Annotated in this window: 10 protein-coding genes; 6 read left to right on the forward strand and 4 right to left on the reverse strand. The window is 70.3% G+C overall.

What is annotated here, in order from left to right; translation table 11 throughout:
* The first annotated feature begins 187 nt into the window (after positions 1-187).
* The 4 genes from LZ198_RS13990 to LZ198_RS14005 all read left to right on the forward strand — a co-directional run bounded on the left by LZ198_RS13990 (position 188) and on the right by LZ198_RS14005 (position 6,894).
* On the forward strand, positions 188-2,308 hold the full coding sequence (locus LZ198_RS13990) for a hypothetical protein (RefSeq protein WP_253972445.1): 2,121 nt from the start codon (positions 188-190) through the stop codon (positions 2,306-2,308).
* Positions 2,309-2,383: 75 nt separating this feature from the next.
* A complete protein-coding gene (locus tag LZ198_RS13995; protein WP_253972446.1) occupies positions 2,384-4,303 on the forward strand; it encodes a HEAT repeat domain-containing protein in 1,920 nt (639 codons plus the stop codon).
* 54 nt (positions 4,304-4,357) lie between these two features.
* On the forward strand, positions 4,358-6,127 hold the full coding sequence (locus LZ198_RS14000) for a hypothetical protein (protein WP_253972447.1): 1,770 nt from the start codon (positions 4,358-4,360) through the stop codon (positions 6,125-6,127).
* Positions 6,128-6,171: 44 nt separating this feature from the next.
* The gene (locus tag LZ198_RS14005) at positions 6,172-6,894 is read left to right on the forward strand and encodes a hypothetical protein (protein ID WP_253972448.1); all 723 of its coding nucleotides are present in this window, start codon (positions 6,172-6,174) and stop codon (positions 6,892-6,894) included.
* Between the two features lie 95 nt (positions 6,895-6,989).
* On the opposite strand, the gene LZ198_RS14010 is transcribed toward LZ198_RS14005, so the two are convergent.
* Genes LZ198_RS14010 through LZ198_RS14020 form a run of 3 tightly spaced genes read right to left on the reverse strand, consistent with a single transcriptional unit; the run spans position 6,990 to position 10,802 of the window.
* The gene (locus tag LZ198_RS14010; RefSeq protein ID WP_253972449.1) at positions 6,990-8,726 is read right to left on the reverse strand and encodes a DUF885 domain-containing protein; all 1,737 of its coding nucleotides are present in this window, start codon (positions 8,724-8,726) and stop codon (positions 6,990-6,992) included.
* A 22-nt stretch (positions 8,727-8,748) separates the two neighbouring features.
* Positions 8,749-10,068 carry an amidohydrolase gene (locus tag LZ198_RS14015; protein WP_253972450.1) on the reverse strand — a complete coding sequence of 440 codons (1,320 nt, stop codon included), beginning with the start codon at positions 10,066-10,068 and terminating at the stop codon, positions 8,749-8,751.
* Between the two features lie 59 nt (positions 10,069-10,127).
* Complete coding sequence (locus LZ198_RS14020; RefSeq protein ID WP_253972451.1) at positions 10,128-10,802, reverse strand: spermidine synthase; 675 nt, start codon at positions 10,800-10,802, stop codon at positions 10,128-10,130.
* Positions 10,803-10,988: 186 nt separating this feature from the next.
* Here LZ198_RS14020 and LZ198_RS14025 point away from each other — a divergent pair, with 186 nt between their 5' ends.
* Positions 10,989-11,582: a sll1863 family stress response protein gene (locus LZ198_RS14025; RefSeq protein WP_253972452.1), complete on the forward strand. Its 594-nt coding sequence runs from the start codon at positions 10,989-10,991 to the stop codon at positions 11,580-11,582.
* Between the two features lie 204 nt (positions 11,583-11,786).
* Positions 11,787-13,190: an eCIS core domain-containing protein gene (locus LZ198_RS14030; protein ID WP_253972453.1), complete on the forward strand. Its 1,404-nt coding sequence runs from the start codon at positions 11,787-11,789 to the stop codon at positions 13,188-13,190.
* Positions 13,191-13,272: 82 nt separating this feature from the next.
* Here LZ198_RS14030 and clpB read toward each other — a convergent pair whose 3' ends face one another.
* Positions 13,273-15,897, reverse strand: a complete 2,625-nt coding sequence (gene clpB, locus LZ198_RS14035; RefSeq protein ID WP_253972454.1) for an ATP-dependent chaperone ClpB — start codon at positions 15,895-15,897, stop codon at positions 13,273-13,275.
* Between the last annotated feature and the right edge of the window lie 143 nt (positions 15,898-16,040).

Consider the following 16,040-nt stretch of genomic DNA (forward strand, 5'->3'; position numbering starts at 1 on the left):
TCCTCGCGGCGGCGGCGCGCGCTTCCTCATCCCCGAGTGAAGCGGTGCGCGGCACGCGCCGTGCTCTGGGGGCTCGTCCGGTCGCGCTGGATGCGACCTCTCACCAAGGACGAAGCGTCATATGACACAGGGGAAGAACAAGGGTCTTCTGGGGCGCCCGGCAGGATGGGCGGGACTCTCGCTCACGATGTTGATGGCACCCGCGGCGTTCGCCGCGGATTGCCCCACGCCCACGCTGGACCAGTGCGCCAACGTCGACTACCGCGCGAGCGCGTGCGGTTCGGTCCACGATGCGTACTGCCAGCAGAGCGTCGAGGCGGAGTGGAAGGCGCGCTGGGAGTCCTCGCCGAAGAAGGTGACGGAGCTGCCCCCGGAGCTGGGTGGACAGCGCGCGACCGTGGGCACCACGGGCACGACCTACGTGCCGAGCACGACGCGCTTCCAGGGCATGGACCAGACGCTCCCGGGCCAGATCCTCAAGGGCCAGGTGCTCTATCTCAAGAACCTCGAGAACCTGACGAAGGTGGAGAAGGCCTACCTGTCGCAGCTCGAGGGCTGGGGCAAGAACGGCACGCAGGTGACCTCGTGCCAGGAGTACGTGCACGAGAAGTACTACGGCTTCAGCCAGTTCGAGCGGCTGTCGGGGCGGTACGGCGACGACTCGCGCGCCTTCTTCGCGGCGGCGTTCGGCAAGGACGGTATCGCCAACCGCACGCTCCTCAGCCTCGACAAGCAGAAGCTGGCGCCCATCTGGAACGGCCAGCGCGTGGCCAAGAACGCGTACTTCCGGTTCGTGCCCGGCGGCTACCCCGACGGCACCAAGCCCTACGAGTTCGCCTCCGAAGCGGCGAAGCGGGCCAACAACGTCGAGGCCCGCAACTGGGTCGCGCCGACGGATGCGTGGCACGAGTCGATGAACAAGAAGCTCGTCGAAGTCGACGACGACGTGCTCGACCTGCGCCAGCGGGAGCAGGAGGCGTTCACCGCGTTGCTCGCGCAGCGTGACGCCGTCTACCTGCAATGGCAGCGGACCGCGGAGCTCTTCCGGTCGAAGGACCACAACACGAAGGAGCTGAACGCCATCGCCGCCGAGCGGCTCTACGGGCTCGACAAGGCCATCGAGCAGGGGCTCGTCACCGCGCAGGAGCGGGGCTGCCTCGAGACGTCGAAGGTCACGGCGTGCGACTGGAGCCCCCGCCGCTACAAGGAGATGGTGGAGGTCGCCATGGGGCCACGGCGCGCCGCGGACCTCCAGGCCTGCCTCTTCCTGACGGGCAACGACTTCAGCGCGGAGAGCTTCGTTCGCAACGCGGACAAGCTCGACATCAAGGCGCTGAACCAGAAGGACTACACCCTCAACACGACGCTGCTCGCCCAGTACCTGGAGACCTACGGCACGCACGTGGCCGCGCTGGACGCGCCCACGGACCCGGCGACGGGCTCCACGCGCCACGGCGGCGAGGCGGGTGACAGCGGCTATGCCGGCGACGCCACGTTCGGCGCGGGCTTCTCGTACAAGGCGGGCTGGGAGGTCATCCAGGGCGGCGCGGCGATGAAGGCCGCCGGGCTGGGGCCGTGGTGCGAGAGCAACGTGCGGCTGTACGGCGAGTTCACCGGGCACGTGAACGTCTTCAGCCCGACGCCGTTCGAGGTGGCCCACGTGGATGGCGAAGCGGCGACGGAGGCCAACGGGGTCCGCTTGAAGGTGAATGCCCGCATCATGGGGCTCTCCATCGTCGGCCTCGACCAGCACTACCCCATCCGCTTCACGTTCGCGCAGGACACCCCCTTCTTCAAGAAGGACGCCGCCTACGCCTCCACCACGTTCGTGGTGTGGTTCATCCCCGTCACCATCAAGGGCGGTGTCGCGGCGGACACGGGAGTCACCATCGGCATCGGTGGCGCCGTCACGCGCGACTGCACCCTGGACCTGGTGGGCGTCGACCTGATCGGCACCATCACCCCGTACCTGTCCGTCAAGGGCTTCGTCTCGGTGGGTATCGGCATCCCGTTCCTCCAGGTCGCGGTGCGTGGCGAGGTGACCCTCACCCGCGTCAACCTGCCGCTCACGAGCGACGTCGGCATCTACCTGAGCTCGCCGTCGCACCCGACGAACCCCAACACGCTGTTCCTGCGGCTGCGGTCGGACCTCAAGCTGGAGACCCGCTTCTTGGATGGCGCCATCCTGCTCTACGCCGAGCTGGGTGACCTGTCGGCCGAGTTCCCCGTGTTCAAGTGGAGGGGCTTCGGTGTGACGACGCCCATCTTCAACGAGACCGTCGCGGTTCCCCTGGCGCGCCTCTTCTAGTCGTTCCCGTGGCCCGGCTCGCGCGCCGCGTGAGCCGGGCCACCCCTTCTTCACCGCCCCATCCAGGAGTCTCCCATGCGTCACCCGAGGCCCTTCGTCCGCACGGCCGTGCTGTCCTCCCTGCTGCTCGCCGGCGGGGTGTCCACCTGGTTCTTCACGCGCTCCGCGTCGTCGCGCGACGACGTCGAGACGGTGGCGAGCGCCTCGCGGCTGCCACTCTTCCGTTGGACGCGTGGCGAGGAGCGCACCTACCAGTTCGTCTGGGACGACCTGCAGCGCGTGACGTTGCCGACGCCCGTCCAGGGAGAGGCCTCGACGCTGGACGGAACGCTGCACCTCGGGGGGACGCTGTCGCTCCAGGCGCTGGACGTGCGCCCGGATGGCGCGCGCCTGCGGCTGGCGCTGGAGTCGCTGACCCGGCACGAGGCCACGCTGGCGGGGCAGACCGTCCTTCCCGACGCGAACGCCGTGGCGCAACACCTCCCGCCGTCCGCGTCCGCCTGGGTCGAGCTCGATGCCCGCGGCGCGTTGATGGCCATCCGCTTCTCGCCTTCCGAGCCCGCCTTGTTCCAGCAGCTCGCGCAGACGCTTGCCGCGGAGCTGTTCCCCACCGAGCTGCGCGACGCCGCGGAGTGGAGCGCGGTCGAGTCCACCCAGACGGGGGACGTGGAGGCCACGTTCCGCTTCGAGGGGCCCGCCGACGCGCAGTTGACGCGTCGTCGCTCGCGCTACCAGCGCCTGCGTGCTTCCGCCGACGAGACGCCCTTCCAGCAGTCGCTGCGCTCGCTCACGCGCTTCGAGCGCGCGCCGGATGGGGGCATGGCCGGGGTGCTCCACGACGAGTCCCTGGACGCCACGCGCACGGATGGCTCGCCGCTCCTGTCGCGCCGGATGCGCCTGCGCGTGGAGTTCGCCTCCCGTCAGGTCAAGCCCCTGCCCCCTCCCGAAGTGGAGAAGGGCATCGTCCGGAGGCCCTCGGAGATCGCCTTCGACGGTGACCCGGAGATGGCGTTGCTGCGCAGCCAGGCGGAGGGCATGACGGTGGACGAAGTGCTCCGGCAACTGGCCTCGGTCAACGAGCCCGAGGCCCTGGGGGACCTGCCGCGCTTCATGCGCCGCGCCGTGGCCGCGTTCAAGCTCGAGCCGGGGCGCACCCGGGAGCTGGCGGTGGCCTTCCAGCGCCAGGGCGCGGCGCCGGGGCTGCGCGAGCTGATGATGGACGTGTTGACGTGGACGGGCCATGCCCAGGCGCAGGCCACGATGCGCGAGCTGCTCCAGACGCCGCGCGCCCGGGAGCACATGCCGTCCTTCGGCCTCATGGTGCAGCGCGCGGGGCTCCTCCAGGAGCCCGAGCCGGAGACGGCCCGGATGCTGTTGGAGATGAACGCCCAGGCCCGCGCGGCGAGCGACGTGGGCTCCGAGCGCGCCTCCGCCTACGCGCTGGGCGGCATCGTCTCCCACCTGCCTCCGAACGCTCCGGAGGTGGCGACCTACATGCGGCCCCTGGAGACCGCGCTGCGCGACGCCGCGAGCGACGAGGTGCGCGCGCATGCCCTGGTCGCCCTGGGCAACACCGGCAGGGAGGAGATGTTGGACCAGGCCGCGCCCCATCTTCGTTCGGAGTCCACGGAGGTCCGCGCCGCCGCCGCGGAGGCGCTGCGCCGCGCGCCGCAGGAGGTGGCGACGCGCATGTTGCTGGACGCGCTGGACTTCGAGCGGAGCCGCGAGGTGCAGAACGCGCTGCTCGACGCGCTCGACGCCCGCGTGCTCGACGCGGCGGACCTGGAGCGCCTGCGGGGCTGGGTCGTCTCCGGCCGCCTCGTCGCCGGCGCGGAGTCCAACCTGCTCAACGTCATCTCCCGTCGGCTCGAGAGCGGCGGCGCCTCCTTCGTCCAGATGCTCCAGGTCCTCGCGCTGCGCCCGGGGCAGCAGCCCGCCACGCGCGCGCGCGTCATGTCGCTGATGGCCCAGGTCTCCGCGATGAGCGAGGGCTGAGTCCCCGCGCGTCCTCCTCCGTCTCCACAACCCACCACCGTCGTCGAGGTCCTCATGAAACGCTGTCTGAACGGGCTGGGCCTGGTGGCCCTGCTCGGCCTGCTCCTGGCTCCCGCCGCCCACGCGGACGTCGTGGACGATGTCTGGCGCGGCACGAACATGCGCCTGAACGCCGCCCGCATCCGGGTGCGTGGCAACGACTACGCCACCGGCTACTGGCTCCTGCGCAAGTCGGCCAACACCCTCAACCTCCATGTCCCGGCGCGTGACTTCGGCATCAATTCGAACCTGACGCTGAACATGTACGGCTCGCGCTCGGGCAACGTCATCACCTGGACGTTCGACGACACGCTGCCGCAGCCGTACTACCTGGGCGACGCGAACAGCGTGACGCGTGTGAGGGGGACGCTGAAGGCGTTCGCGCGGCAGGTTCGCGGCGCGGACGACCCGTACTGCGAGCGCGCCGCGTGCCCCCACAACGTCGAGCTGGTGCTGACCTCCGGCAGCCAGGTGTGGATCGACGGCTACACGGACATCGTCTTCAAGTTCAACTGGACGGAGGCCGTGGACATGCGCCAGTTCATCGCCTACGCGGGGGTGCCGAGGCCCCGGCTGGCGTCGATGCGTGTGCTCACGTCGACCAACCGGTGTCCGTCCGCGGATGCCACCGAACTCTCCGGCGAGGTGACGCTGTCCACCCCCGCGCCCACGGGGGGGACGTTGGTGGAGCTGCTGAGCGTGGACTCCACCGTGGGCGTGATGAACGTGCGCGTCCCGGAGGCGCAGCGGGTCGCGCGCTTCCCCATCCGTCTGCCCGGCGGCTGGAGTGGCCCCACCGTCATCCAGGCCTCCTCCGGTGGCGCCGTGCAGACGCTCAAGGTCGGCCTCATGAAGTGCATCGTCAATCCGGTCCGCTTCACCAGTTGGAGGCTGCTGCCGCTCACCGTGATTCCCCGCTTCATCCTCAACGGGGGCGCGATGGTGGCCCGGCAGGAGGGCCAGGAGTCGGACACCCTGTTCACCTCGAAGATGGACGCCTATCAACTCAACGAGGTGCTGGCCGCCGAGCGCGTCGACGTGAAGGCCATCAACAGCGGCGGCGACCTGTTCGGCACCGCGTACGGTCCGAAGGGGAAGGGCGCCTTCCGCCTCAAGTCGAGCGCGGTGAAGTCCGGCGCCGAGCAGTGGGTGGAGGGCTTCGAGGCGCTCGCGGGCAACGCGCATGGCGTGCCGCTGGTGCGCTGGCTGGATGACCCGGACCACGTCTACCTCGTGGACGAGGTGGGGCCGCTGGAGCAGGAGGGCCTGAAGGGCCTGGCCAAGGGCGTGCTGCGCTTCAACGCGCTGGGCGAGGTGGCGACCACCCTGGAGACGTCGAAGGGCGCGCGCGCGGTCCGCATCCTCGGCAAGGAGCCGAAGGTCCTGGTGGAGCAGGAGTCGGAGGCCATCGCCCTCAACGACGTGGGGATGGTGTTGGGCACGGCGCGCATCGAGAAGCTGCTCCGGCCGTTCCTCTGGACGCCGAAGGGGGACAGCCGCTGGCTGCCGCTGCCGGAGGGGTTCGTGTCCGCCCAGGCCGTGGGCCTCAACGACTCGGGCTGGGTGGTGGGCACCGCCACGGCGTCGGATGGCAAGACGCAGGCGGCCTTCATCACCTCGCCGGACGGGAAGACGACGGTGCTGCTCGACAAGCTGGCGCCCGAGGCGCTGACCAAGGCCGGCTACCGCTTCGTGGAGGCGCTGGCCATCACCAACGACCTCCAGGTCCTGGCGCGCGCGGTGGATGCCCAGGGCCAGCGTGTCCACGTGGTGCTCGTCCCATGAGCGCCGCCGGGACTGATTCGACCTTCGGAACGAGGACCTTCATCGTGAACCTGAAAACGTCCCTGCGGGGGCTGCTGATGCTGTGCATGGCCGTCATGGCGGGCTGCGGGAGCTGCCAGGGCAGTGGGATTCCGGATTGCCCCTCGGGGATGGAGGGGACGAACGGCTGCGAGTGCCGGACGGGCTCCGCGAGCTGCGACGCGGGGCTGCAGTGCCGGAGCGGGACGTGTGTGCCTTGCGGCGCGGAGGGCAGCGGCTGCTGCGTCACCGGCGCCACGACCTCCTGCTCGGGCACGCTGGTGTGCGTGATGGAGGCCGACGGGGAGATCTGCCGCAACTGCGGAGACGTGGGCGAGGCCTGCTGCAACTCGTCCGGGAGCCAGGTCTGCAACGCGGGCGGGACGTGCGTCGGAGGCACCTGCCAGTCCGTGGCGGAGCTGACGTGCGACCCGAACGGGACGACCTTCTCCGTGGGCATCCAGGACAAGAACCTGTGTGCCCTGCGCGTGGTGGAGCTGCGCGCGGCGAACGCCGCCAACGCGCTGATGTGCGCGACCGGCAGCGGCATGCTCGGCGCCGACGACAGCGTGTTCGAGACCCCGAACTCGCCCATCATCGACTACGAGCTGTGCGTGACGACGGCGGGCGGCGGACGGCAGACGACCAGCGTCCGGGCCTTCGACGACTTCGGGGCGATGCGCTGCGCGACCTGGACGCGGTGCGGAGACACCGGCTGCACGCTCATCACCTGGGGGGCTTGCAGGTAACGGGGGGCGGAGAGGGGAGGCGCCTTGGGGGGCGTGTCCCTTCTCCACCGCGGCGGGGGCCTTCGGCCCGGGGCCCTCGCCGCGGCCGTGGTTCCTCAGCGCAGCAGCAGCTCGCGCACCAACGGCAGGGGCAGGCTGCCCTGCGACACGAAGGCGTCGTGGAACTGCTTGAGGCTCGTGCCCTTGGCGCTCATGTAGTCCCGCGCCAGCCGCTGCACCTCCAGCTTGCCGAACGTGTAGTAGAGGTACGTCGGGTTGTAGGCGCCCCGGCGGGCCTCCTCGTAGGCGTTGGCGGGCTGCTGGAAGCACTTCTCGTGGAACAGGTTCGCGGCCTGCTCCACCGTCCAACCCGCGGTGTGGAGCTTGATGCCCGCGACGTAGCGGCAGTCCCGGAGCAGCGCCTCGGAGAGCTGCGCCAGCCGCAGCTTCGGGTCGCCGTCGCCGTAGCCCTGGTCGAGCATCATCTGTTCGGCGTAGTGGGCCCAGCCCTCCGCGTTGCTGCCCACCGAGACGAGCTTGCGCACCTTCGTGGGGAAGCGCGGCGCGTAGAGGAACTGGAGGTAGTGGCCGGGCCACACCTCGTGGATGTTGATGATGGAGACGACCGGCGCGTTGTACAGCCGCAGGTGCTCCTCCTGGTGCTTCGCGTCCCAGTCCGACTCCACCGGGGTGATGTAGTAGAAGGCCTCGGTCGCCTTCGTCTCGTACGCGCCCGGCGTATCCATGGACGCGAAGGAGCCGGAGCGCGCGTACGGCGGCGTCTCCTCCACGTGGGGGCGCACCTCGGAGGGGATGGTGACCAGGTCCTTCGCCACCAGGAACTCACGCACGCCCTCCACCGAGCGGCGCACCGTGGGGATGAGGTCCTTCGCCGTGGGGTGGTCGTCCTCCAGCGAGTGCATCACCTGGGCGGGCGTCTTGCGCGGGTCGATTCGCTTCGCCGTGGCCACGAAGTCCCGGTAGTCCTTCTCGAGGTTCGCCTCGCCCCTGGCGAGCAGCTCCGACAGGGGCAGGTCGATCATCTCCTCGTAGCGCAGCTTGGTGAGGAAGCGCTCCTCGCCCAGCGCGTAGCGGCCCGTGGAGCGGGGCAGCAGCTCGTCGCGCAGCCACCGCGAGTAGTCCTGCACGGCCGAGATGGCCGCGGCGTTGGCCGCGGTGAACTCGGCCAGCAGCGCCGCGTCACCCCCGGCGGCGTCCCGGGCCCAGGTGGCCACGGAGCCCTCGAAGAAGCCCACGGAGCCCTTCGTCATGCGGAGGGCCAGGTCGGTGAACTCCTTCGGCGGCGTCCCCAGGTTGGCCTTGCCCGCGGCGAAGACGGCGGGCACGGCCTTCAGGCGGGCAATCACGGAGCGCAGCCGCTCCGCCTTCGGCGCGAAGTCGCGCTTCATCAGCCCGTCGATGGCGCCGCCGGGCAGCCCCGCGTACATCATGGGGTTGGTCTCCCAGCCACGCACCACGCCCAGCTCGTACTGCTCGGCCAGGAGCTGGCTCTCCAGGGCCCGCGCGTCGACGCGCTCGTCGAAGCTCAACTGCTCCGAATCCACCGCGCGCAAGCGGCCCAGCAGCGCCTCCAGCTCGCGCAGGCGCGCCTCGATGCGGGGGCGGCTCCAGTCCTCCAGGCGCGCGTCGTACGCGTGGCGGCCCACCGCCGTGCCGTTGGAGGGGGCGAAGTCGAAGGACGCCGCGAAGATGGCGTCCACCAGCTCCGGGAACGTCTCGGACCGCTGGGACGAGGACGCCCGGGGCGGCTCGACGGGCGCGGGGGAGGGGACCTGCTTCGCGCATGCGCCGAACAGGCAACACGCGGAGAGGACGACGGCGCGGGTGTTCATGCCGTCGTTCTACCAAGCGGTGTCAGCGCTTGCCCAAGAGCTCCAGCGCGGCCGTCGTCAGTGTGGTCACACCCGTGCGCAGCGTGCGCTCCCGGTCCGGCGCGAAACCCGAGGAGTGCAGGGAAGGCAGCGTCTCTCCCCTGGCGCGGGCCTGCTCGAAGCGCTGCGGCTCCACCGTGCCCAGCCACAGCATGACGGAGGGGACGCCCGCCCGCCCGTACTCGGAGAAGTCCTCGCCGCCCATGACGGGCTGCGCCTCGCCCACGCTCTGCTCCCCGAGCACCCGCTTCACCGCGTCCATCAACCGGCGGGTGAGGGCGGGGTCGTTGTACGTGGCGGGCGTGCCCTCTGTGACGGCGACGTCCGGGGGCCGGGGCGCGTTGGAGGCCAGCGCCTCCGCCTTCGCCACGCGCTCGATACCCTCCAGCAGGGCCTTGCGGACCTCCGGCTTGTACGAGCGGACGGTGAGCTGCAGGCGCACCTCGTCGGGGATGATGTTGTGCTTGGTGCCGCCGTGGATGGAGCCCACCGTCACCACCGCCGGCTCCAGGGGATGCTTCTCGCGGCTGACCAGCGTCTGGAGCGCGAGCACCGTGCGGGCGGCCATCACCACGGGGTCCACCGTCGTGTGGGGATACGCGCCGTGGCCGCCCTTGCCGTACAGGGTGATGTCCACCGAGTCCACGTTGGCCAGGGCATAGCCGGAGACGGCCTCGATGCGGCCGGACGGCGCAGTGGCGGTGTTGTGCAGGGCGACGGCGAAGTCGGGCTTGGGGAAGCGGGTGAAGAGGCCGTCGGCGAGCATCTTCCGGGCGCCCGCGCCCACCTCCTCCGCGGGCTGGCCCACCAGCATCAGCGTGCCGCTCCAGCGGTTCTTGTTGCGCGACAGCAGCGTCGCCGTGCCGAGCCAGACCGTCATGTGCACGTCATGCCCGCACGCGTGCATCACCGGGACGGACTGGCCCGCGTCGTTGGTCGCGAGCGATCTGCTCGTGTACGCCACGCCCGTCTTCTCCTCCATGGGCAGGCCGTCCAGGTCCGTGCGCAGCATCACGGTGGGGCCCTTGCCGTTGCGCAGCAGCGCCACGACGCCATGCACGCCGACGCCGGTGGTGACCTCGAAGCCCAGCTTGCGCAGGCGCTCCGCCAGCTTCGCGGCGGTCTTCTCCTCCTGGAAGGACAGCTCGGGGGTCTGGTGCAGGTCCCGGTAGAGCGCGTCCAGCTCCGGATAGAGGCCGTCGAGCCCGCCGAGCACGGGCGAGGGCGCGGCCGCGAGGGCGGGGCTCCCCGGCAGCAGGGCCAGGAGGACGAGGGTCGACGCGAGCAGGGAGGGGCGGTTCACCAGGGGCTCCGGTGGTGGCGGGAGGGCCGCACTACACCACACCGGAGCGCCGGACCGCTTCAGCGCTGGCGCTTCGCGATGAACAGTGCGTGCCGGGGGCCCTTGTTCCCGTGGGCGTGGGGCTGCAGCACCTTGACGGTGAAGCCCGCCTTCTCCAGGCGGCCCTGGAAGATGGGGGAGGGGCCGGCGCTCCAGACGCCGAGCGTGCCACCCGAGCGCAGCGCGCGGGCCGCGTTGTTCAGCCCGTCGAGCCCGTAGAGGCCCTGGTTGTCCGGGTGGGTGAGGGCGCTGGGGCCGTTGTCGACGTCGAGCAGGATGACGTCGAAGGCGGTGGGGTTCTTCGCCATGAGCCGGGCGACATCGCTCTCCACCACGCTGACGCGCGGGTCCTCGAGCGGCGCGCGCGCGAGCGGCGAGAGCCACGGGCCCTTGTTCCAGGCGACGACCGCGGACAGCAGCTCCGCCACCGTGACGCGAACGCCCGGTCCCACCCGGTCCAGCACCGCGCGCACGGTGTAGCCGAAGCCGAGCCCGCCCACGAGCACCCGCCCGGTGCCTCGGCTGACCAGGTCCGCGCAGCCCGCCTCCGCCAACGCCTCCTCCGAGCCGTGCATGCGGCTGGACATCAGCGTCTGTCCGCGCACGCGCAGGACGTACTCCTCGCCTCGCCGGGCGAGGGTGACGTCTCCCACGTCGGGGACCTGCGCGGTGTCGAGTGTCTCCCAGGGCTTCATGCGCCCGGCTCATCGCCTGGAGCCGGGCGCAGGTCAAGCCACCTCGTCATCCGAGGGCCCGGTGGCTGTCGCCCACCCTCCCGGGGCGCCGGCCCCAGGCCCGCCGCCTGTTCGCAACCCCGGGGTGCGTCCGCATCCATTTCCATGCGGGCACCATGTCCGGGAGGCCCGGCCAAGGGAGCGACCATGACCGAACGCGAGGCGTATCTGCAGCAGATGGAGGCGGAGAAGCGGGGCATCGACGCGCGCATCGCCGAGGTAGAAGCACAGGAGGACATCCGCAAGGCGGATGACGAGGCGCAGGCGCTGAGCGGCGCGAAGCGGCGTCGCGAGGAGTTCCGTCGCAAGCTCGAGGTGCTGCGCCAGCGGGGGACGGAGAATTTCGACGCGGGCAAGGCGGAGCTGCGCCGGGCCTACGATGACGCGAACCAGTCCGTGGCCGAGGCGGAGGAGCGCGCGGGCGTGCGCCGCGCCGACTACGAGCGCAAGCGCGAGGCGGAGCTGCGCGAACTCGGCGCCCAGTTCGACGGCTGGCAGGCGTCCGTCTCCCGCAGCCGCGCCGACGATTCGATCCTGACGCGGCAGGAGCTCGACTTCGTGCGCCAGTCGTTCAAGTCCACCGGCGACTGTCTGCGGCGGTTGATGACGGCGAAGGGCGCGGACTGGTCCCGACTCCGCAAGGAGTACGACGGGGCGTGGGACGAGCTGGTCGGGAAGTACCGGGAGGTTCGTTCGAGTGGTGGCTCTGGCGTGGCGGAGCAGCCGCCCTCGCCCTCGTGAGCGAGGGGGACGGCAGTCCTGTGTGGGGCGCGCCAGCCCTCTCGGGAGGGAGGGCTGGCGCCGGCGGCGTGCGCGACCCGCGACGTCGCCCTGTCGCGACCTCCCAGTCGGGTTCGTCTCCGGCGGCGTGTCACCACACCCGGGGCATCCTGTCGGTACCGGAACGGCGCACGGTACATTGCGTGACTCCCGCGGGAGCCACACATGGGCGACGTCGCGCACGAACCGCAGGTCGTTTCGAACTCTCCCGTCCAGGAAGCCGAAGGCGACGGGAGCGGTCCGGGTCTGAAGACCGCCCGCTCGGGGGCCCTGCTCCAGTTGCAGCGCGCGTTCGACCAGTCTCCGCGAGTCACCGCGCGGGCGAACCAGGCGCAGGCGCTGCAACGGCGTGCGGCGCCGCGCAACGAGACGGGCCTTCCCGATGACTTGAAAACGGGCGTCGAGTCGCTCTCGGGCCTCACCATGGACGACGTGCGCGTCCACTACAACTCGAGCATGCCCGCCCAGCTCCAGGCCCTGGCGTACACCCAGGGCTCGGACATCCACGTCGCGCCGGGGCAGGAGCAGCACCTGGCGCACGAGGCCTGGCACGTGGTGCAGCAGAAGCAGGGGCGGGTTCGGCCCACGCGGCAGCTCCAGTCGGAGCCGCTCAACGACGACGCGGGCCTGGAGCACGAGGCGGACGTCATGGGCTCCCGCGCGGTGGGGCTCGACGTGGGGAGGCTCCCCCTCCAGCGACGGAGGGACGCGTCGGCTGTCTCCGGGGGCGCCCCCGTCCAGCGGGTGGCCGTGCAACTGGGCACGGACGACGTCGGGAACATCGACGAAATCAACGTCGGTGGACGCGCCGGCTCGCTCTGGCCCCAGGAGCGCCACCACACCACGCCCTGGCAGTCCTACCTGGACACGCTCGATGGCGACCTGTCCACGTTGAGCATCCCGGAAGCCGTCCTGACGATGAATGACCTGGACGACCACCTGCGGACGTTGCCGGGGTGGGGCTTGAGGAACTACCTGGAGGCGAACAAGCGGGCGGCGTTCCAGGGGGCGGTCGTCGAACTCCAGAACCGGCGGGCCGCCACCAACCTGCTGGCCGACGACTCGCCGCTCCTCGCGTTGTCCCTCCAGCGCTACATCCAGCAGTGGCTCGTCGTGCGCAGCAAGCTCCCCCTGGCCCAGTCCGACGCGGGCGGAGGCGCGGGGAACGTGGCGGAGGACACCGCCGTCGCCCGGGACGCGAACACCGGGGGCATCGTCGACGATGACGACCTGCGCGACGCGTTGTTCCGCATGTTCGACTTCCAGACGGTCCGCAACGTCTTCACGGACCCTGACGACGGGGACGTGGACGACGAGTACGAGAACTTCGGGTTCGACCCCGCCGCCATCCCGCTGACCCTGGAGCAGCTCCGCGCCCGGGCCTTCGAGCAGCACGCCCGCTCCATCCAGAAGGCCTATCCCACCGCCTTCGGGCAGCTCTACGCGGGCGCCAATGCGCTGACCACGATGGTGGCCGAGATGGAGGCGCACTGGGGCGTGATGGACGACATGGGCTCCGAGGCCTCCGAGTCGGAGGCAGAGGCGTCGGACTCCGAGATGTCCGACTAAGCGAGGCGCCCGGACACGACGAGGCCCCACCCCTTCGTGAGGAAGGAATGGGGCCCGAGCCGTCACCCGGCGGTCCTGGTGCCTACGCCGAGCGCTTCACGTTCTTCGCGGCGTCCACCAGCACCTTGGCGAAGGTGAGCCCGTCGGGGCCCGCATCCACCTGGATGGTGTCGCCCGGTACGAACTCGCCGGCCAGCACCTTCAGGGCGAGCGGGTCGAGCAGGTTCTTCTGCACCGCGCGCTTCAGCGGTCGCGCGCCGTACGTCGGGTCGTAGCCCCGGTCCGCCAGGAGGTCCTTCGCCTTGTCCGTCAGCTCCATCGCGAGCCGCTTGTCGGCGAGCAGCTTCGACAGCTTGGCGACCTGCAGATCCACGATGCGGTAGATGTCCTTCTTGCGCAGCGGCTCGAAGATGACGATTTCGTCCACGCGGTTGAGGAACTCCGGACGGAAGTGCGAGCGCAGCACGTCCATCACCTCGTTGCGCGTCTTGTCGTCCAGCTCCTCCTTGCCGGCCATGCCCGCCTGGAGCTCGTGCGAGCCCAGGTTGGACGTCATGATGAGGACGGTGTTCTTGAAGTCCACCGTGCGGCCCTGGCTGTCCGTCAGCCGGCCCTCGTCGAGGATCTGCAGCAGGATGTTGAAGACATCCGGGTGCGCCTTCTCGATTTCGTCGAAGAGGACCACCGTGTACGGCCGGCGGCGCACCGCCTCCGTCAACTGTCCGCCCTCCTCGTAGCCCACGTAGCCCGGGGGCGCGCCGACGAGGCGCGCCACCGCGTGCTTCTCCATGAACTCCGACATGTCGATGCGGACCATGGCCGAGTCGTCATCGAAGAGGAACTCCGCCAGCGCCTTGGCCGTCTCCGTCTTGCCCACGCCCGTGGGGCCCAGGAAGATGAACGAGCCGATGGGCCGGTTGGGGTCCTGCAGGCCGCTGCGCGCGCGGCGCACGGCGTTGGACACCGCCTCCACGGGGCTGCGCTGGCCAATCACGCGCTGGGCGAGCCGGTCCTCCATGTGGATGAGCTTCTGGACCTCGCCCTCCATCAGCCGCGAGACGGGGATGCCCGTCCACTTGGCCACCACCGCGGCGATGTCCTCCGCGTCCACCTTCTCCTTGAGGAACTTCTGGGACTTCTGCACGTCCGTCAGCTTCTCCGTCTGGGCCTTGAGCTCCTTCTCCAGGGACGGAATCACGCCGAACTTCAGCTCCGCGGCGCGCGTCAGGTCGCCCTGGCGCTCGGCGGCGGCCTGGTCGTTGCGCGCCTTCTCCAGCTTCTCCTTGAAGCCGTGCAGGTTGTTGCTGATGGACTTCTCCGTGTCCCACTGCGCCTTGAGGGCGTTGAACTTCTCCCCCAGGTTGGCCAGCTCCTTCTCCACCTGGGCCAGGCGCTCCACCGAGTGCGGGTCCTTCTCCTTGCGCAGGCCCTCGCGTTCGATTTGAAGCTGGGTCATCTTCCGGCGCACGTCGTCCAGCTCCGTGGGCATGGAGTCGCGCTCGATGCGCAGGCGGCTGGCGGCCTCGTCGACCAGGTCGATGGCCTTGTCCGGCAGGAAGCGGTCCGCGATGTAGCGGTGGCTGAGCGTGGCGGCGGCCACCAGCGCGTTGTCCTGGATGTCGACCTTGTGGTGCGTCTCGTAGCGCTCCTTCAGGCCGCGCAGGATGCTGATGGTGTCGTGCACGCTCGGCTCGCCCACGAAGACGGGCTGGAAGCGCCGCTCCAGGGCCGCGTCCTTCTCGATGTGCTTGCGGTACTCGTCGAGCGTGGTGGCGCCGATGCAGTGCAGCTCGCCGCGCGACAGCGCCGGCTTGAGCATGTTGCCGGCGTCCATGGCGCCCTCGGCCTTGCCCGCGCCGACGATGGTGTGGATTTCGTCGATGAAGAGGATGATCTCCCCGGCCGAGTCGGCGATCTCCTTGAGCACCGCCTTGAGCCGCTCCTCGAACTCGCCGCGGAACTTCGCGCCGGCCACCATGGCGCCCAGGTCCAGGGAGATGAGCGTCTTGTTCTTCAGGCCCTCGGGCACGTCGCCGTCGACGATGCGCCGCGCCAGCCCCTCCGCGATGGCCGTCTTGCCCACGCCCGGCTCGCCGATGAGCACCGGGTTGTTCTTCGTGCGCCGGCTGAGCACCTGGATGCAGCGGCGGATCTCCTCGTCACGGCCGATGACCGGGTCCAGCTTCCCGGCGCGCGCGGCCGCCGTCAGGTCGCGCCCGTACTTCTCCAGCGCCTGATAGGTGGATTCCGCGTCCTGGCTCGTCACGCGTCCGGAGCCGCGGACCTCCTTGAGGCCGGCCAGCACGCGGTCGCGGGTGATGCCCGACGACTTGAAGATCTCCCCCACCGTGCCCTTGTCCTGGGTGAGCGCCAGCAGCAGGTGCTCGGAGGAGATGAACTCGTCCTTGAGCGACTTGGCCTCGTCCTCGGCCTTGTCGAAGACCTTCATCAACCGCTGGCCGAGCATGGCGCTCTCGCCGCCCTGCATCCGCGGCAGCTTGCCGAGCGCTTCGCCCAGCCGCGCCGACAGGAGCTTCACGTCCGCGCCAATCTTGCGCAGCAGGGGTTCGACGATGCCGTCCTTCTGTCCCTGCAGCGCCGCCGCGAGGTGCTCCGGCTCGTACTGGGGATTGTCGGCGCGGCGGGCCAGCGCCTGGCCTTCCTGGATGGCTTCCTGGGCCTTCACCGTGAACTTGTCGAGTCGCATAGACTCAACGTAAGAGCCGAGTCGGGCTTGGCAAGTTGGCGCATTGCGTCGATTCCGGGGTTCGCGGTGGGTGGCCCGGGCGGAATTGTTTGGACCCCTGGTAGCAACTGGCTATTCGCGGTGCTTGAGTTGCCACCGGGCGC

The sequence above is a fragment of the Myxococcus dinghuensis genome, from assembly GCF_024198235.1.
Lineage (GTDB): Bacteria > Myxococcota > Myxococcia > Myxococcales > Myxococcaceae > Myxococcus > Myxococcus dinghuensis.